13 protein-coding genes and 2 riboswitches are annotated in these 15,794 nt (G+C 36.8%); of the genes, 10 read left to right on the top strand and 3 right to left on the bottom strand.

Annotated features, from left to right (window positions below):
• Positions 1–95: 95 nt before the first annotated feature.
• A riboswitch (glycine riboswitch) is annotated at positions 96–175 on the bottom strand.
• 2 nt (positions 176–177) lie between these two features.
• Positions 178–277, bottom strand: a riboswitch (glycine riboswitch).
• 147 nt (positions 278–424) lie between these two features.
• Both GH715_RS14990 and GH715_RS14985 read right to left on the bottom strand, forming a co-directional pair.
• On the bottom strand, positions 425–1,234 hold the full coding sequence (locus tag GH715_RS14990) for an ABC transporter permease (RefSeq protein ID WP_018933181.1): 810 nt from the start codon (positions 1,232–1,234) through the stop codon (positions 425–427).
• Positions 1,227–2,195, bottom strand: coding sequence for an ATP-binding cassette domain-containing protein (locus tag GH715_RS14985; protein ID WP_153836013.1), 969 nt, complete (start codon positions 2,193–2,195; stop codon positions 1,227–1,229). The genes GH715_RS14990 and GH715_RS14985 overlap by 8 nt, the downstream gene beginning before the upstream one ends.
• Positions 2,196–2,692: 497 nt before the next feature.
• On the opposite strand from GH715_RS14985, the gene GH715_RS14980 reads away from it, so the two are divergent.
• The 10 genes from GH715_RS14980 (at position 2,693) to GH715_RS14935 (ending at position 15,184) form a co-directional block, all read left to right on the top strand.
• Positions 2,693–2,851 carry a hypothetical protein gene (locus tag GH715_RS14980; protein WP_153836014.1) on the top strand — a complete coding sequence of 53 codons (159 nt, stop codon included), beginning with the start codon at positions 2,693–2,695 and terminating at the stop codon, positions 2,849–2,851.
• A gap of 525 nt (positions 2,852–3,376) precedes the next feature.
• Positions 3,377–4,672 (top strand): extracellular solute-binding protein, encoded by a 1,296-nt coding sequence (locus GH715_RS14975; RefSeq protein WP_153836015.1) that lies wholly within the window; start codon positions 3,377–3,379, stop codon positions 4,670–4,672.
• Between the two features lie 107 nt (positions 4,673–4,779).
• Positions 4,780–5,655 (top strand): carbohydrate ABC transporter permease, encoded by an 876-nt coding sequence (locus GH715_RS14970; RefSeq protein ID WP_153836016.1) that lies wholly within the window; start codon positions 4,780–4,782, stop codon positions 5,653–5,655.
• The gene (locus tag GH715_RS14965; RefSeq protein WP_153836017.1) at positions 5,656–6,540 is read left to right on the top strand and encodes a carbohydrate ABC transporter permease; all 885 of its coding nucleotides are present in this window, start codon (positions 5,656–5,658) and stop codon (positions 6,538–6,540) included.
• A gap of 15 nt (positions 6,541–6,555) precedes the next feature.
• A complete protein-coding gene (locus tag GH715_RS14960; RefSeq protein WP_153836018.1) occupies positions 6,556–8,316 on the top strand; it encodes a glycoside hydrolase family 2 protein in 1,761 nt (586 codons plus the stop codon).
• A gap of 97 nt (positions 8,317–8,413) precedes the next feature.
• Positions 8,414–10,561 carry a family 43 glycosylhydrolase gene (locus GH715_RS14955; RefSeq protein WP_153836019.1) on the top strand — a complete coding sequence of 716 codons (2,148 nt, stop codon included), beginning with the start codon at positions 8,414–8,416 and terminating at the stop codon, positions 10,559–10,561.
• A 166-nt stretch (positions 10,562–10,727) separates the two neighbouring features.
• Entirely contained in the window at positions 10,728–12,053 is a 1,326-nt protein-coding gene (locus GH715_RS14950; RefSeq protein WP_153836020.1) for an ABC transporter substrate-binding protein, read from the top strand.
• A gap of 66 nt (positions 12,054–12,119) precedes the next feature.
• Complete coding sequence (locus GH715_RS14945) at positions 12,120–12,989, top strand: carbohydrate ABC transporter permease (RefSeq protein WP_163578684.1); 870 nt, start codon at positions 12,120–12,122, stop codon at positions 12,987–12,989.
• Positions 12,990–13,014: 25 nt separating this feature from the next.
• Complete coding sequence (locus GH715_RS14940; protein WP_153836053.1) at positions 13,015–13,860, top strand: carbohydrate ABC transporter permease; 846 nt, start codon at positions 13,015–13,017, stop codon at positions 13,858–13,860.
• Between the two features lie 400 nt (positions 13,861–14,260).
• Positions 14,261–15,184, top strand: coding sequence for an ArsR/SmtB family transcription factor (locus tag GH715_RS14935; RefSeq protein WP_018933013.1), 924 nt, complete (start codon positions 14,261–14,263; stop codon positions 15,182–15,184).
• Between the two features lie 144 nt (positions 15,185–15,328).
• Here the strand turns inward: GH715_RS14935 and GH715_RS14930 are convergent, their stop codons facing one another.
• Positions 15,329–15,772 carry a YndM family protein gene (locus GH715_RS14930; protein WP_153836022.1) on the bottom strand — a complete coding sequence of 148 codons (444 nt, stop codon included), beginning with the start codon at positions 15,770–15,772 and terminating at the stop codon, positions 15,329–15,331.
• Between the last annotated feature and the right edge of the window lie 22 nt (positions 15,773–15,794).

Raw genomic sequence — 15,794 nt, 5'->3', positions numbered from 1 at the left:
ATCACTCCAGGAAGCACCACCACATTTAGTATAGAGCCCTTTTTATTCAAGTGGACATAAAAAAACAGAGAAGGGCAGTATGAACTGTTGACCCTTCTCTGTCCGGTTACCTGAGAGTTTTTGCCTTATAGAAAGCTTCCCCTTTGGTGGCGTATGGATACGCGCTCTCCAGAGATTCGTCCTATTATGGTACTTTAACCTGAGAGATTGGTTCATAAGGATTTTTTATGAACTTGCTCCTTCGGTGGTAATCAATACGCTCTCCCATAATAATCATCCGATTCATATTTAGTTATATCATTATGTTATGGTGTTTAGTTTTTTTAGTCAATAGGAATGTAAAATTTTGTTACAAAGGTGCTTCATCTGTTACATGGTTATGCAGGAAAAAATGAATCTATACATCTGCTCCAACTACATCTCATTATTTGTTTTTAAAAAAGTACATTGTTAAAGGACCAAATATCACAATTAATGCAATCGATATATAGATGACGATCATGACATCTCCATTTGCCTCCGAACCATGGATCAGTGTACGAACCGCATCAACTACAAACGTTATTGGATTAATATCTACAAACTTCTGTAACCAGTTTGGCATTGTTGAAGGATCAACAAACACACTACTTAAAAAGGTGAGTGGAAATAAAAACATCATACTAATTCCCATTAATGCTTTTTCAGAACGAACGATAATCCCGAGCATTGTCCAGATCCATGATAAACTAAAGGAGAACAAGAGAAGAATAGCAACTCCCATGATGACACCACTAAAACCAGCTTCTGGTCTAAACCCTAGTATATATCCTAGTGTTACCATGATAGTCGAGGCAATTAAGTATCGTAGTGTGTCAACAAGTAAAGCACCAACTAATACAGACGGTTGCCATATCGGTAGAGAACGAAAACGATCAAATACGCCTTTTTCGATATCCTTATTCAAGTCTAGGCCAGTGTACATCGTGATCATAGAAACCGTCATTACTAAAATACCTGGCAAAACGAAATTTAAATATTCGCCTGTAGAACCGGAAATTGCTCCACCAAACAAATAAGTAAACATTAATAAAAAGATAATTGGAAAGATCGTCACGTCAAACAGCTGTTCAGGAACATAACGGATCCGTAATAATGCTCGCCATGCGAAAGTAGCAGACGCTTGGATCGCTGTGGGACTTTTGGGCCTGGTTCGATTAGTTAATACTTCTTCAATTGTTGATGGTTTATTCATTTGAGGAGTCGCCTCCTTCATGCTCTGGTACATTTCCGGTTAAAGTTAGAAACACTTCATCAAGACTTGGCTGACTCATCGAAAAGTCTTTGATTTGCACATTAGTATTCGCTAATTCACCAATTGCTTTTGCGGCTTTTGCATGCTCCTTGATCATAATGGTTAAGGATATATCTTGTTCGTTAATCTCAGGTTGCTGTTCAAATCGCGAAACAAAAATGTTCTGTGCTTTTTTCAATTCATCGACATCATCAAAGTGAACGGTGAGGCTACCGGCACCAATGGAGGATTTTAATTCTTTACTTGTACCCTCTGCAATCAGCTTTCCACGATCGATGACTCCGATTAAATCAGCTAATTGATCCGCTTCTTCTAAATACTGTGTGGTTAAAAATACAGTGGTTCCATTTTTAACAAGTGCTCTGACGATGTCCCATACTTGATTTCTGCTTCGTGGGTCTAGTCCTGTGGTAGGCTCATCAAGGAAAAGTAGTTCTGGGGAGGTAACGATACTTGCAGCAATGTCGATCCGTCTACGCATTCCGCCTGAGTATTTTTTTACTTGGCGCTTTGCGGCCTCTTCTAATTGAAAGGCTTGTAATAATTCATCTGCTCTTTGTTTTGCTTGTTTTCTGCTATAACCTACTAATCTACCGATAAAGATAAGGTTTTCTCTACCCGACAGTTCCTCATCAACCGAAGCAAATTGCCCGGTTAGACTAATAGAATGTCTGACTTTATCCGCTTCTTGTGTAAGATCATATCCCATCACTTTGGCATGCCCTTCATTTGGTTTCAACAAGGTTGCCAGCATACGAATGGTAGTTGTCTTTCCGGCGCCATTCGGACCAAGAAATCCATAGACAATACCTTTTGGCACTTGAAGACTAATGCCATCGACAGCACGTTCCTTACCGAAAATTTTCACTAAATCGGTTGCTTCTACCGCATATGTACTCATTAGACACATCACACCTTTCCTTTATTATTTCATCTATAAAAGTATAGCACACTAACGTTTGTTTATTGTAAAGAAATTTAGTGTAAGAGGAAGGCTTTTTAGAGGACTTCATTGATCTTTATTGAATTTTATGGAAAAATAGATGGTAATATAATATCTAAATTAAATTTTGTGAGGAATTATAGAATAAAGGAGAATACATTCGAAAAAATATGTTCTTATCGAAAAAGTAACAGAGATCTCAGAACTAGAATCTATCATTTGTAATAAATGTGGTACGGAAAAAGTTCTTCACGGAGAAGATTATGAAAAAGATTGGCAACGTGACTTATTTCAATCTTTCAACCTAAGGTTTGGCTATGGAAGCAAGTTTGATAATGAGCATTGGAAGTTTGAGTTATGTGAAGAATGCGTTATGGAATTGATCAATTCTTTTGCTTATCAGCCGGATGGCTATAGAGAATAAGCTTTCTAGACTAGAGATGGGGTAGATTAACATGAATATTATCTACAAAAGTTTGGAGAAGGACTATTGTGTTGAATTTGTTACATTAACGATCTTGTCTATTATTACTTTTAAACGAATTCAGAAAGTAGAAATGAAACGTGAGAAATTAAAAAAAGAAATAAAAGATAAACCTTATTATCGTGTTTGATATGAAACCTCCTAATGCTAGTTTAGAGGTTTCTTTTACTTATAAATGAAAAGAACTGTGTTACCTCATGCTATTGTTGCGGAGTCTGGTAATAGCGAAGGCAGCACACTTCGAGAGAAATAATAAGCTGTCTAGTGAGAGTGCGTGCTACTTTCCTAGACAGTTTTATTTTTGGATTATTTCTCTATGAAAACTGCAGACTAAAGTCGAAAAATGTAATTAATACAAAAAATATGTATTAATACATAATATCATTTTCTGTCAAACATACCCTAAGTTTCTAAGTGAATTAGGCTGTATATACTTAGAATGGCGAAATTAGTCATTTTTTGCAATTAACATAACTAATTAATTTGGGTAAAACAGTTTTATTATCTGAATGACTGAATGAAAAATATAAAAAAGTTAATCAATTGAACAGAAATAGTATTGACTTTTATGAAATGTAAGCGTATTCTATATTTAAAGTTACAGAAAAAATGTAATTAAACATTTTATTTGTAACTAAATGAAGGAGGAGTCAATATGAAGAAGGGGTTTAGTGCATTTATTGGTGTCGTTTTTGTTGCTTTGATATTGGCCGCGTGTTCTGATAACTCTGATTCAGCTGGAAATGATGTAGAAATTCCGGAAGGTGCTACTGAAGTGGTTATGTGGAATTTGTTTAGTGGTGGAGATGCGGAATACATGGAAGATATCGTAAAAGAATTTAATGAAAGTCAAGAAACGTATTTTGTTAATAATGTTCATCAGGATTATGATGAATATTACACAAAATTACTGACAAGTGTTGGATCGGGACAAGGCCCTGATTTAGGTATTGCTCACAGTCATGTTTTGCCTGAATTAGTTAGCCAAGGACTTGTAACCAATATTAATGATTATGCTGCAGATGTAGGACTTAATTGGGATGAGTTTAATCAGAATGTGTTGGATGTCACCATTTATGATGGCAATAACTATGCAGTGCCTATCGATACCCATCCAGAAATCATGTATATTAACAATGATCTTGTTGAGGAAGCTGGTCTTCTAAATGACGATGGCACTCCAATGTTCGAAGAAACACCAGAAGGATTTGTTGAGTTCTTAACTTCACTTAAAGAAGCATTACCCGAAGATAAAATGGCCTTTGCTTTCTCCAGTAATGGTGAAGATCCATATCGAATCTGGTGGGCGTTATATAACCAGATGGGAGGAGAAAACTTAGTTTCCGGTAATTTGGAAAATCCGACGTATGCATTGGATCACGAGAAGGCAATTGCAGCAGCAGAGTACCTCTACGACTTATATCATACACATGAAGTTACTCCTCTAGATTTAGCTGACTTTTACAGTGATTTTCAATCCGGCAATGCAGCTGTAATGTCTACTGGTGTTTGGGCTACGGGGATTTGGGAGACAACGGATGACCTTAACTTTACACCAATGCCTTTCCCGAATATGTTTGGCCAAGAGGCTGCATGGGCAAGCTCTCATACATTCGTATTACCTTATTATGATGATGCAGATAAAGAAGCACAAAAAGGTGCCGTTGAATTTATGAAATTTGCTACTGACAATGGTGCTGATTGGGCTAAGGCTGGACATATACCAGCTAAAGATACTGTTCTAGAGTCAGATGAATTTCAAGAAATGCCATATCGCAGCGAGTACGCTGAAGTTGCCGATTATGTAAAATATGTGGACCGTACTGTTCATGCACGTGGAATTCAGGATATTGTTGTTCGTAATTTAGACACGTACTGGGCAGGAGATGCTACTGCAGAAGAAGTATTCTCCATGATTGAACAAGAAGTAACGGATCTAATAGCAGAATAAATGATCAAAATTACAGATAACTTAGCAGCCTGGTCCTATAAATTTAAAATCGAATGACTAGGACCAGACGCTATTCTTTTTCCATCCTTATCAGAGGAGGTCAAATTATGATGAAGAAACAATGGGTCCATGATGTAAAGGCGATTCCATTCTTATTACCGTTCTTTATTGCTTACATGATCTTTACGATATTTCCAATTTTTAAAGGTTTAGAAATGAGTCTATATGATTGGACGTTAGTTCGTAAATTAGAGTTTGTTGGATTAGAAAATTATATAAAAATGTTTACAGATCGACATTTTTGGCGAACGTTATGGAACACTACCCTCTTTGTAATATTGACAACGCCGTCGATGGTTTTATTGGCTTTAGGTTTAGCGCTATTATCTAACCTAAATACGAAATTGAAAACATTTTTCCGCGGTTCCTTTTTTATACCTAGTATTTTATCTGTTTCTGTTATTTCTTTTCTAATGATTTTTATGCTACAGCCCTATAACGGATTGGTAAACAATCTGATTCAAATGTTTGGCATTGAGGCGGAACCAAAGTGGATGGCAGATCAAGGTTTAGCCTGGGTGACTATAGTTGTTGTTACCTTATGGTGGACAGTTGGGTTTAATATGATTTTGTTCCTAGCTGCATTACAGGATATTCCGGAATCTTTATATGAAGCAAGTGAAATAGATGGTGCTTCGCGCTGGGATATGTTTAGGTATATCACATTACCACAGCTTATTCCGATCGGTCGCGTCATATTGCTGTTACAAATACTGGCGTCCTATAAAGTGTTTGCACAAATTCTATTAATTACTGGTGGTGGACCTGGCGGGGCAACAAGACCGTTAATTCAATATATTTATGAAGTTGGGTTTAATCAAAATAACCTAGGTTATGCTGCAACGATGTCCTATGCACTATTCTTTATTTTATTAATTCTCTCTATTATTCAATTAAAGAGTCAAAGATCGGGGGAGAACTAAATGAGTGATCCACAATTCGGGAATGAAACAGCGGTTCCAATCAGAAAAAGTAAAGTATTACAACGAAATCGTGATCCTAAATTAGGATTAAAAGTGACATTGGGGTTTATCGTAGCATTAATCTTTATTTCCCCTATTATTTGGATGCTGTTTGTTTCGATTAAGCCAAACGGTTTTTCAACAACAGAACCACTCGAATGGTTCTTACCACCGTATACATTTTATAACTATGTGGATATTATGTTCGGTAGTTTAATATTTCGTTGGTTGTTTAATAGTTTGATTGTAGCGGTTATTACCACTGCTTTAACGTTGTTGATAACGTCACTAGCTGCATTTGCGATTTCCCAAATGAAATTTCGCTTCAAAAACTTTATCTTTATTTTCTTTTTGCTAGGGTTAATGATTCCTGGCGAAGCAACGATTATCCCGCTTTATGAGGTGGCAAAGAGCTTAGGGTTAATTGATACGTATGCGGGTTTAATCTTACCGATGATAGCATCACCACTAGGTGTTATTATATTGAAAAGCTTTTTTGACAATGTTCCAAAAGAAGTCGTTGAGAGTGCGATTATCGATGGTTGTTCTTATTTTAAATTATTTTACAAGATCGTATTACCATTAGCGAAACCAGCATTATCAGCGATAGGGATCTTTACCTTTATCGGTTCGTGGAATAACTTCTTATGGCCCTATTTATCGATCATGTCAGAGACGCTGTACACGTTACCTGTTGGTTTACCAGTATTTAATGCTACCTATTCACAAGCGTATGTTCAACCAATGACAGCTAATGCTATTGCATCGATACCAGTAATCATCGCATTCTTAATTTTTGAAAAACAAATTGTAAAAGGAATTAGCTTTACAGGAATAAAAGGATAACAAAGGAGAATGGACATGACAGAAAAAACAATGACTTATCAAAGAACAGAATACCCTCGACCACAATTTCAACGTGATAGTTGGATGAACCTTAACGGAACTTGGAAGTTCGCATTTGATGATCAAAATATCGGAGAAAGTGACAAGTGGCACCAGAACTTGACAGAAACAACGGATATCCAAGTTCCATTTACGTATGAAACAAAAGCAAGTGGTATAGGGGATGAACAATTTCATCCATACGTATGGTATCAAAGATCCTTTGAGATACCAACTGATCAAATTGGTAAAAAAGTGCTGTTACACTTTCAGGCATCAGACTATTTAACAAAAGTGTGGGTGAATGGTGCATATATTGGCAGCCATAAAGGTGGGAATGCTCACTTTTCCTTTGATATTTCTAACGCCGTTACAACAAACGACAAAAATGAAGTTGTTGTGAAAGTCGAGGATAGCAATAGCTGTTATCAACCAAGAGGGAAACAAAGGTGGAAAGAGGATAATTTTGGTTGTTGGTATGTACAGACAACTGGAATCTGGCAAACGGTTTGGTTAGAATTTCTCGAAAACAAAAGTATTGAACATGTAAAAATGACACCGAACATTGATACGAATTCAGTAGTTTTTGATTATTCACTAACAGGTAACATCGATGAACAACTGAGAGTAGCAACAACGATTCAGTTTAAAGGTGAGACAGTAAAACAATTCTCTTTCACACCAAGCCGTTCAACGATGCACTTTGAAGTAGATCTATTAGCTGAAATACATGAATGGAAGGTCATGCACTGGACACCTGAGCATCCTAATTTGTACGATGTGACCATTCGCTTATATGAAGGAGACAGGTTGTTAGATGAAGTGCAATCTTACTTCGGTATGCGAAAAGTATCGATAAAAGATGGTCAGGTCTTGCTGAATAACCGTCCTATTTATCAGAAGCTTTTATTAGATCAAGGATATTGGCAGGACACTATGCTTACTCCACCGTCTGATGAAGCAATGATCGAAGATATCGAAAAAACATTAGAAATGGGCTTTAATGGTGTACGTAAACACCAAAAACTTGAAGACGAGCGCTTCTTGTATTGGTGTGACCGCAAAGGATTATTAGTTTGGTCTGAAATGGCTGCGACATATGAGTATTCAGAGCAAGCGGTGGAGAATTTTACAAAAGAGTGGTTAGAAATTGTCCAGCAATATTATAACCATCCATCGATCATTACGTGGGTTCCGTTTAATGAATCTTGGGGTGTACCTCACATCGCAACCAATAAAAAAGAACAAGCTTTTACAGAGTCTATTTACTATTTAACGAAATCAATGGATACGGAACGACCAGTTATCGTTAATGATGGATGGGAACATACGATTTCAGACATTATTACCTTACATGATTATGAGGAGTTTGGTGAAAGATTTTTAGATCGATATCGAGATAAAGAAGCGATCGTTCAGAATGACATAGCTCACAATAATGATAAGTTTCCTTTTGCGAATGGTTATACGTATAAAGGGCAGCCCATCATTATCTCCGAATATGGTGGTATTGCATTCAATGAAGGGAGCGGATGGGGATACGGTAATCAAGTTGAAACAGAGGAACAATTTTTGAATCGCTACCGAAATATCACGAATGCCATCAAAGACATTCCGTATATATCTGGTTACTGTTATACGCAAATTACGGATGTTCAACAAGAAATTAATGGTTTATTAAAAGAAGACCGAACACCAAAAATATCACTGGAAAAAATCAAACAAATAAATGATTAAGACTTCACAGGGATTGTTCTCAGCAATCGAACAATCCCTGGTTATCACGGTGTAAAACCTTCGATATTACTTCAGGCAACGAAAAGGAGTGGCTGTATTGAAAAAAAGCGTAGTCTTGCTGTTTCTTGTTGTGTTAGTACTATCTTTTCATAGTTTAAGTAAAGATTCTAGTGTTCAAGCTTCATCAGATCCCATTCAAATAGATGGGAATGATAGACCCGGAAATGAACAGTTACCTGATGAATTAAAGGAATTAAAGCAATTCAAGTTAGAGTTAAAAGAAGACTCATATGAAAGTGGGCTATATCATGATGGAAGCCTTACGATCAACTTTCATGACAGTAAAACTTTTGATTGGCAGTCTGATATTGGCATCAAGTATGTATTTGTAAAGGGTGGTAACGCAGGTAATTTATATAGTTATAATCAGGAGGATACTATGGATAATGAATTAAACGCTCCGAAAAATAAAGGGGGGCAACGACCAGACATTGGTCATATAACCTTTTATTATGAAGAAGAACCTGCACAACTATTTGAAAATCCTGTGGTAGGTGATGGGGCAGACCCATGGATCGTTAGACATACAGATGGCTATTATTACTATACAAATACAACTGGGAATAACGTAACGATATGGAAATCTAAGACTATTACAGGCTTACAGGAAGCAGAAAGTAAAGTTGTTTGGACACCGGAACAGGGTGCTCCTAATAGCGCGCACATTTGGGCTCCTGAAATCCATTTTATTGATGGCCAATGGTACATCTACTTTGCCGCATCTGATGGTGATATGGAAAAGCAACGCATGCATGTGCTTCAGTCAGAAACGTCTGATCCATTTAGTGACTATTCTTATCCGGAAGGAACTACCTATGGGAAGATAACGACCCCTGCTGACAAATGGGCCATTGATGGAACGATTTTGGAAATGGATGACGAATACTATTTTGCATGGTCAGGTTGGGAAGGTGACATTAATGTGCGTCAGGATATTTATATTGCGCCAATGGAAAATCCTTGGACGATAAGCGGTGAAAGAGTAGAATTATCAAAGCCAGAATATGATTGGGAAAAAATCGGGGAACCACTTATCAATGAAGGTCCACAATTTTTAAGAAATAATGATGGAGAGCTCTTCTTGATTTATTCTGCTAGTGGAAGCTGGACCGACGATTATAAATTAGGAATGTTGACCTTTACTGGATCAGATCCACTTGATCCGAATGCATGGGAAAAGAGTCCAGAACCAGTATTTGAAAAAGATCCGGAAGTGGATGTTTATGGTCCTGGACATAACGGTTTCTTTAAATCACCAGATGGAACCGAGGATTGGATCATTTACCATGCAGCCAAATTTCAAGGAGCAGGTTGGGATCGGAATATTAGAATGCAGAAGTTCACCTGGAATGAAGATGGAACACCTAACTTTGGCAAACCTGTTGCAACCGGAACATTGTTAGAAGTGCCGTCAGGTGAACAGGCAGGTACGTTAAGCCCTAAAGTTCCAGTAGGATATAAATTTGAAGCAGAAGATGCTACGGTTCATCGCGCCAGTATTGTAGAGAATACCTCTGCTTCCAATGGAGCAAAGGTTGGTTATATTGATTACGATGATAGTTTTGTCGAGTTTGATGTAGATCTTCCAGCTGGAGATTACACTTTAAAAATCAGATATGCAAATGGCATGGAGGAGCCATCCTCCCATCAAGTTTCCGTTAATGATGATACGATAGGTGAAGTTGTCTATCATAATTATGGTTGGGACAGCTGGTATTTTGCAGAAAAAAATATCCATCTAACTAGTTCGGAAAATAACATTAGACTAACAAAAGGAAATCTATTTGCAGAGCTTGATTTTATTGAATTAATCCCGAGGCAGCCAGAATTTAGATATGAAGCAGAACATGCAAATTTAAAGAACGTAACGACTATCAATACGTATACGGCATCCAATAAACAGAAAGTTAATGTTACTAGCGATGGCAGTCTGACTTATCAGATAAATGTGGAAGAAGCAGGAACTTACAACTTGGATCTGATCTATAGCAACGAGACAAATGAGATTGGCAGACAGGAATTGGTAATAAACAATCATAGCATTGGTGAACTAGAGTTTCCGCCAACGGGTAATAAGCAGAATACTGTTTCTATCCCGATAGAGTTAGAAGCAGGAGTACAGACGATTCAATTAGCACATAACTCGGGTGAATTAGCTTTAGACTATATACAATTAACCAAATAAATATAATTACTTAAGTTCCTCAAAATAAAATGATTCAGAGTGAGCAATTAAATGGTTGTTTGTACTAAACATTCAAGAAAGCGCTTTATTATTAGAGAGAAAAATTCAAAATTAATAAGAGTTACTTACAAAATAATACTAAGTAACTCGACTGAGGAGGAAGAAAATGAAAGGTAAAGCAAAAAAGATTGTCAATCCATTTATAGTTGTGATGTTGGTTGTTTTATTGTTGTCAGCTTGTAACTCTGATTCTAGTAGTTCCTCATCAAATAATTCTGGTAGTAGTGAAGAAGGAAAATTAACCATGACTGCTTGGGGGAATCCAGCTGAAATTAAAGTATATCAAAAAGCAATTGATGCTTATCAAGAGGTAAATCCAGATGTATCGATCAAATTAATTCCAGGACCAGGGGATACGTATAAACAAAAATTATTAACACAGCTCCAGGGTAGCCAATCACCAGATTTGTTCTATGTTGGAGGAGAATATATGTCACAGTTAATCGAGACGGGGCGAGTGGCTGAATTGTCAGAATTCTTAGGTTCAGAGGAAAGTTATGTGAAACCAGATGAATTTGCGGATGGATTATGGGGAGCAGCCAAAAAAGGGGAAGAAATCTATGGTGCACCAGTCGACTCGAATCCAGTGCTTCTTTATTACAACAAGAAAGTTTTAGAAGAAGCTGGATTGGATCCAAATGAACCGCAGAAATTGTACGAAGCAGGTGAATGGAATTGGGATAATTTTGTTAAAGTAAACAAACAAGTTGCTGAATCAGGAAAATATGGTTATGTAGCAGAAAGTGGATATCTACACATGTTTAACTGGGTTTGGTCCAATGGTGGACAAATGTATGATGAGGAAGGGAATATCATGCTGCAAGATAATGAAAAGGCAGAGGAAGCTATTGCTTACTTATATGAAAATGTTACAAATGGTAACTTCAAATATGCTGGTTCTTTACCAGAAGGCCAGGGACCTGACGCGATGTTTATGTCTAACCAAACAGCCTTTGTAGGAGCAGGACGATGGTATACACCGATGTTTAGTGAAAATGAAAGTCTGGAATTTGACTATATTCCATGGCCAACCAATACAGGAAATAAACTGGAACCAGTTACTATTGGAACTGCCTATTTATCTGCAACCACTGACTCCGATAATTTAGAGGAAGCAAAAAAATTCCTTTCTTTCTATACTTCAGAAGAAGGACAACGAGCACGTCTCGAAGGAAATGGCAATGCAGTACCATCTATCTCAAGTGTGGATGATATTATCGAGGGTGCGGAAGTGCCAGAACATGCAAGTTATTTAATAGATACTCGTGATATAGGAAAAGTAGAAACACATCAATCTATTATTCCAGGACTAGAGTCAGAAGTAACAAGTATATTTGATTTGATGTTCTTAGGAGAAAACACACCAGAGGCAGCAATTGCTGAAATAACCGAAAAAGCTGAGACAATGATTCAAGATTATAGGAATCAGTAAATCATGAGGGAGAGGGAGTAGACATCTCTGCTCCCCAATCTATATTTCAATAAAGAGGTGAGCAATGTGCGTAAAAACAATGCCTTATGGGGACTAATATTTCTGACACCACAATTACTAGGGTTAATTATTTTTGCGATTATCCCATTAATTTCTGCACTAGTATTAAGCTTTATGGAATGGGATGGCTTTGGAGAAAGATCCTTTGTAGGACTAGAAAATTTCATCTATCAGTTTTCGAGTTCGGATTTTTGGAAAGCCACTTACAATACCATTTTATATACGGTGCTGACTGTACCAATTGGTTTGATGATTTCCCTTCTTCTTGCGGTTGCACTCAATAAAATTAAAGGAAAAGAGATCTATCGTTTATTTTACTTTATGCCAGTGGTCACAAGCTCTGTTTCTATTGGGGTTATTTGGATGTGGATTCTAAATGGAGATCTTGGGATTCTGAATCAAGCTCTAGCAATGATCGGTATAGATGGACCTGACTGGTTAACGAATACGAATCTCGTCATGATATCGATCGCATTGCTAAGCATATGGTGGCAGCTTGGCTACAATATGGTTATTTTTCTAGCAGGACTGCAAGGAATATCGAAAACATATTATGAAGCAGCAGAAATAGATGGAGCATCTAAATTTCAGCAGTTTCGCAATATTACTCTGCCAATGCTGTCTCCCACCACGTTCTTTGTAGCGATTATGGCAATTATCGGTTCCTTCCAAGTATTTGATCAAGCATTTGTTATGACAAACGGTGGTCCCGGTAAGGCGAGCTATACGATGGTATATCATATTTATGATAATGCCTTTGTAGACTTTCGGTTCGGAGAAAGCTCTGCAGCTGCGATGATTTTGTTTGTTGTCATTTTAATCTTTACTCTCGTTCAATTTAAGCTACAAAAAAGGTGGGTTCACTATGAAGAGTAATACACAAACACTAAATGATCAAGTCATGACTGTTACTCAGACGAAGAAAAAAATTGCACCTGCAAAAGTTTTACTACACATTGTTCTAACCATTGGTGCACTGCTTATGGTATTTCCTTTTTTATGGACTATTAGTAGTTCATTAAAGGATATGACCCAAATTTTTGCAGTACCACCAGTTTGGATTCCAGATCCTATCGTATGGTCTAATTATGTCGATTCCTTTACCGCCATGCCGTTTGGTAGAGCTTATTGGAATAGCTTCTACATTACGGCAATTGTAGTGGTGGCACAGCTTTTTACTGGATCAATGGCTGCTTATGCTTTTGCGAAGCTACGTTTTCGTGGATCAGGTGTCCTGTTTATTTTGTTTTTAGCCACAATGATGATCCCAAAACAAGTTACCATGATTCCATTATATTTAATTATGGATAGAATTAATTGGCTTGATACTCATCTTGCGCTAATTGTACCTGGAGCATTATTCAATGCCTTTGCTGTCTTTTTACTACGTCAATTTATTCGTGGGATTCCTAAGGAATTAGAGGAAGCAGCAGTTATGGATGGTGCTAATCCATTTCGAATTTATTGGAGTGTAATATTACCTTTGATTCGCCCTGCATTGGCTGCAGTCGGTATTTTCATTTTCATGGGTACGTATAACAACTTTATTGATGCCTTAATCTATTTATCCACACCAGAAAATTTTACGGTCCCATTATTGCTTAATAATTTCAAAGGTTTATATGTAACAAACTGGGCATATATGATGGCAGGTGCAACCATTTCGGTTATTCCGGTTATCATTGTTTACGTGTTTGCCCAACGACATATCATTGAAGGGGTAACATTAACAGGTATAAAAGGTTAATTTTGAAAAATTCCCACTAGAAATCAAAAAGGATAGTGGGGATTTTTTATACTATATAAAGATATCATTCTGGCTAATCCAAAAAAATCAGACTGCTAAAAGAAATGTATTTCATTGGAGAATTTTGACCATGTAACTTTCAAGGTAGTATTAATAACTTGAATACGGACGATTCTATTATTACACGGTATATTAAAATCGATTGAGAATACTGAGCAAATAATAAGTATGTGGAAAAATCCCTACTTAACTTCTTCCTTCTTGCTTTATTTCGAATACCATTTATTTACCTCAAAGATGAGAGCTATTTTGTACGTAATCGGGATTTAGTCCAAAAAAATTGTAATAATATAAGGTTTTCATTTATAATATAAGAATGAAAGTAAGGAGGTAGCTGATTTTGCTCGAGTTATCACTTGAAGATCAAAAAAAATTAAGGAAGGTGGCGCGTGCGCTATCTTCAGAAGTCAGGTTACAAATCATCAGTCTTTTAAGTAAACAGAATATGAATATAAATCAATTGGCAGAAAGTATTGGGATTCCGATGTCTACTGCAGCCTCTCATATTAAAGTTTTAGAAGAAGCAGAACTAATATTGACAGAACTTCGACCAGCCAGCAGGGGAGCAATGAAGGTTTGTACAAGGAATTTTGATGATGTACATATAAAATTAAATACGTCTAAAAATTATGCAGGTGAATATGAAAACTATGAAATTGAAATGCCGATCGGACAGTATACGGACTTTAGCGTTTCGCCAACATGTGGTATGGCTAATCACGATGGGCTGATTATACAAGAGGATGATCCAGTTAATTTTTATAATCCTGCCAGATCAAGTGCACAACTTATCTGGACGAGAAAAGGTTATTTAGAGTATAAATTTCCACTTGCCATTCCACCAAGTGCAACAGTGAAAGAGCTTCAAGTATCATTTGAAGTCTGTTCCGAGGCACCAAACCATGATCATCACTGGCCTTCAGATATCAGTGTTTGGCTAAATGGTGTAGATGTAGGTACATGGACAAGTCCAGGGGATTTTGGTGATAGACCAGGTAAATTAAATCCGAAATATTGGGCAGAAAGTACAAACACTCAATATGGCACATTAAAGACTTGGAAGGTTACGGAAGACAAAGCGATGATCGATGATATCCCTTTTAGTAATGTGACAGTTGATGATTTAAATTTATATGAAAACAACTTTTTGACCTTTCGAGTAGGTATTAAAGACAATGCCTTACATAAAGGCGGCTTCAACATATTTGGTAAGGAGTTTGGGGATTATCCGCAAGATATTAAGTTAAAAGTGGTTTTTCAATAAGATTTAGAATTTTAAATTTTGCGCCCACGGTTCTGAATAATCATCCAATCGAAAACCAATTTAAGTTAAAACTGCACCCCAATCGGTAGAGAGCGTCTGACCATTGTTGTGCAGTTATAGTTTAAATGCTTAATATTTTCCTAATTACTTATCGAATTTTTCATTTTCTGGTGGTTGTTCTCCTAATTCATCGGATATCTCAGTTTGGTACTGTAACTGTCTATCCATTGGCCCTTTCTCATCATCAGGCAAAATTTGATTAGCTAAATAGCGATGGAAGAATATTTCAAAAAGACCAACAGCTAATGCTGCAATCGTAGTAGCTGTAAAAATGTTATCAGTTACAGCCATACCCTCAACAAACATAAATATAATTAACCATGCTATGAAAAAGTCTGCTACAGTCGCTAGTGTATTATTTGTTCTAGGTAATATCAATAGGTCCCCGATTACATAAGCAGCTAATCCTAACACGGCAGTTAAAAGAAAAACCTCACCGAAAGTCATTCCATACATTAATCCAAGGATAAGATATAGAAGAACTAGAGAAGCTATAAACTTAATCAACAAAGCACTTACATGTTTCATGTAAATTCCTCCTTTTGTTCAT

Source organism: Gracilibacillus thailandensis (assembly GCF_010994055.1).
GTDB lineage: Bacteria > Bacillota > Bacilli > Bacillales > Amphibacillaceae > Gracilibacillus > Gracilibacillus lacisalsi.
This window is presented reverse-complemented; position numbering and strand designations above follow the sequence as displayed.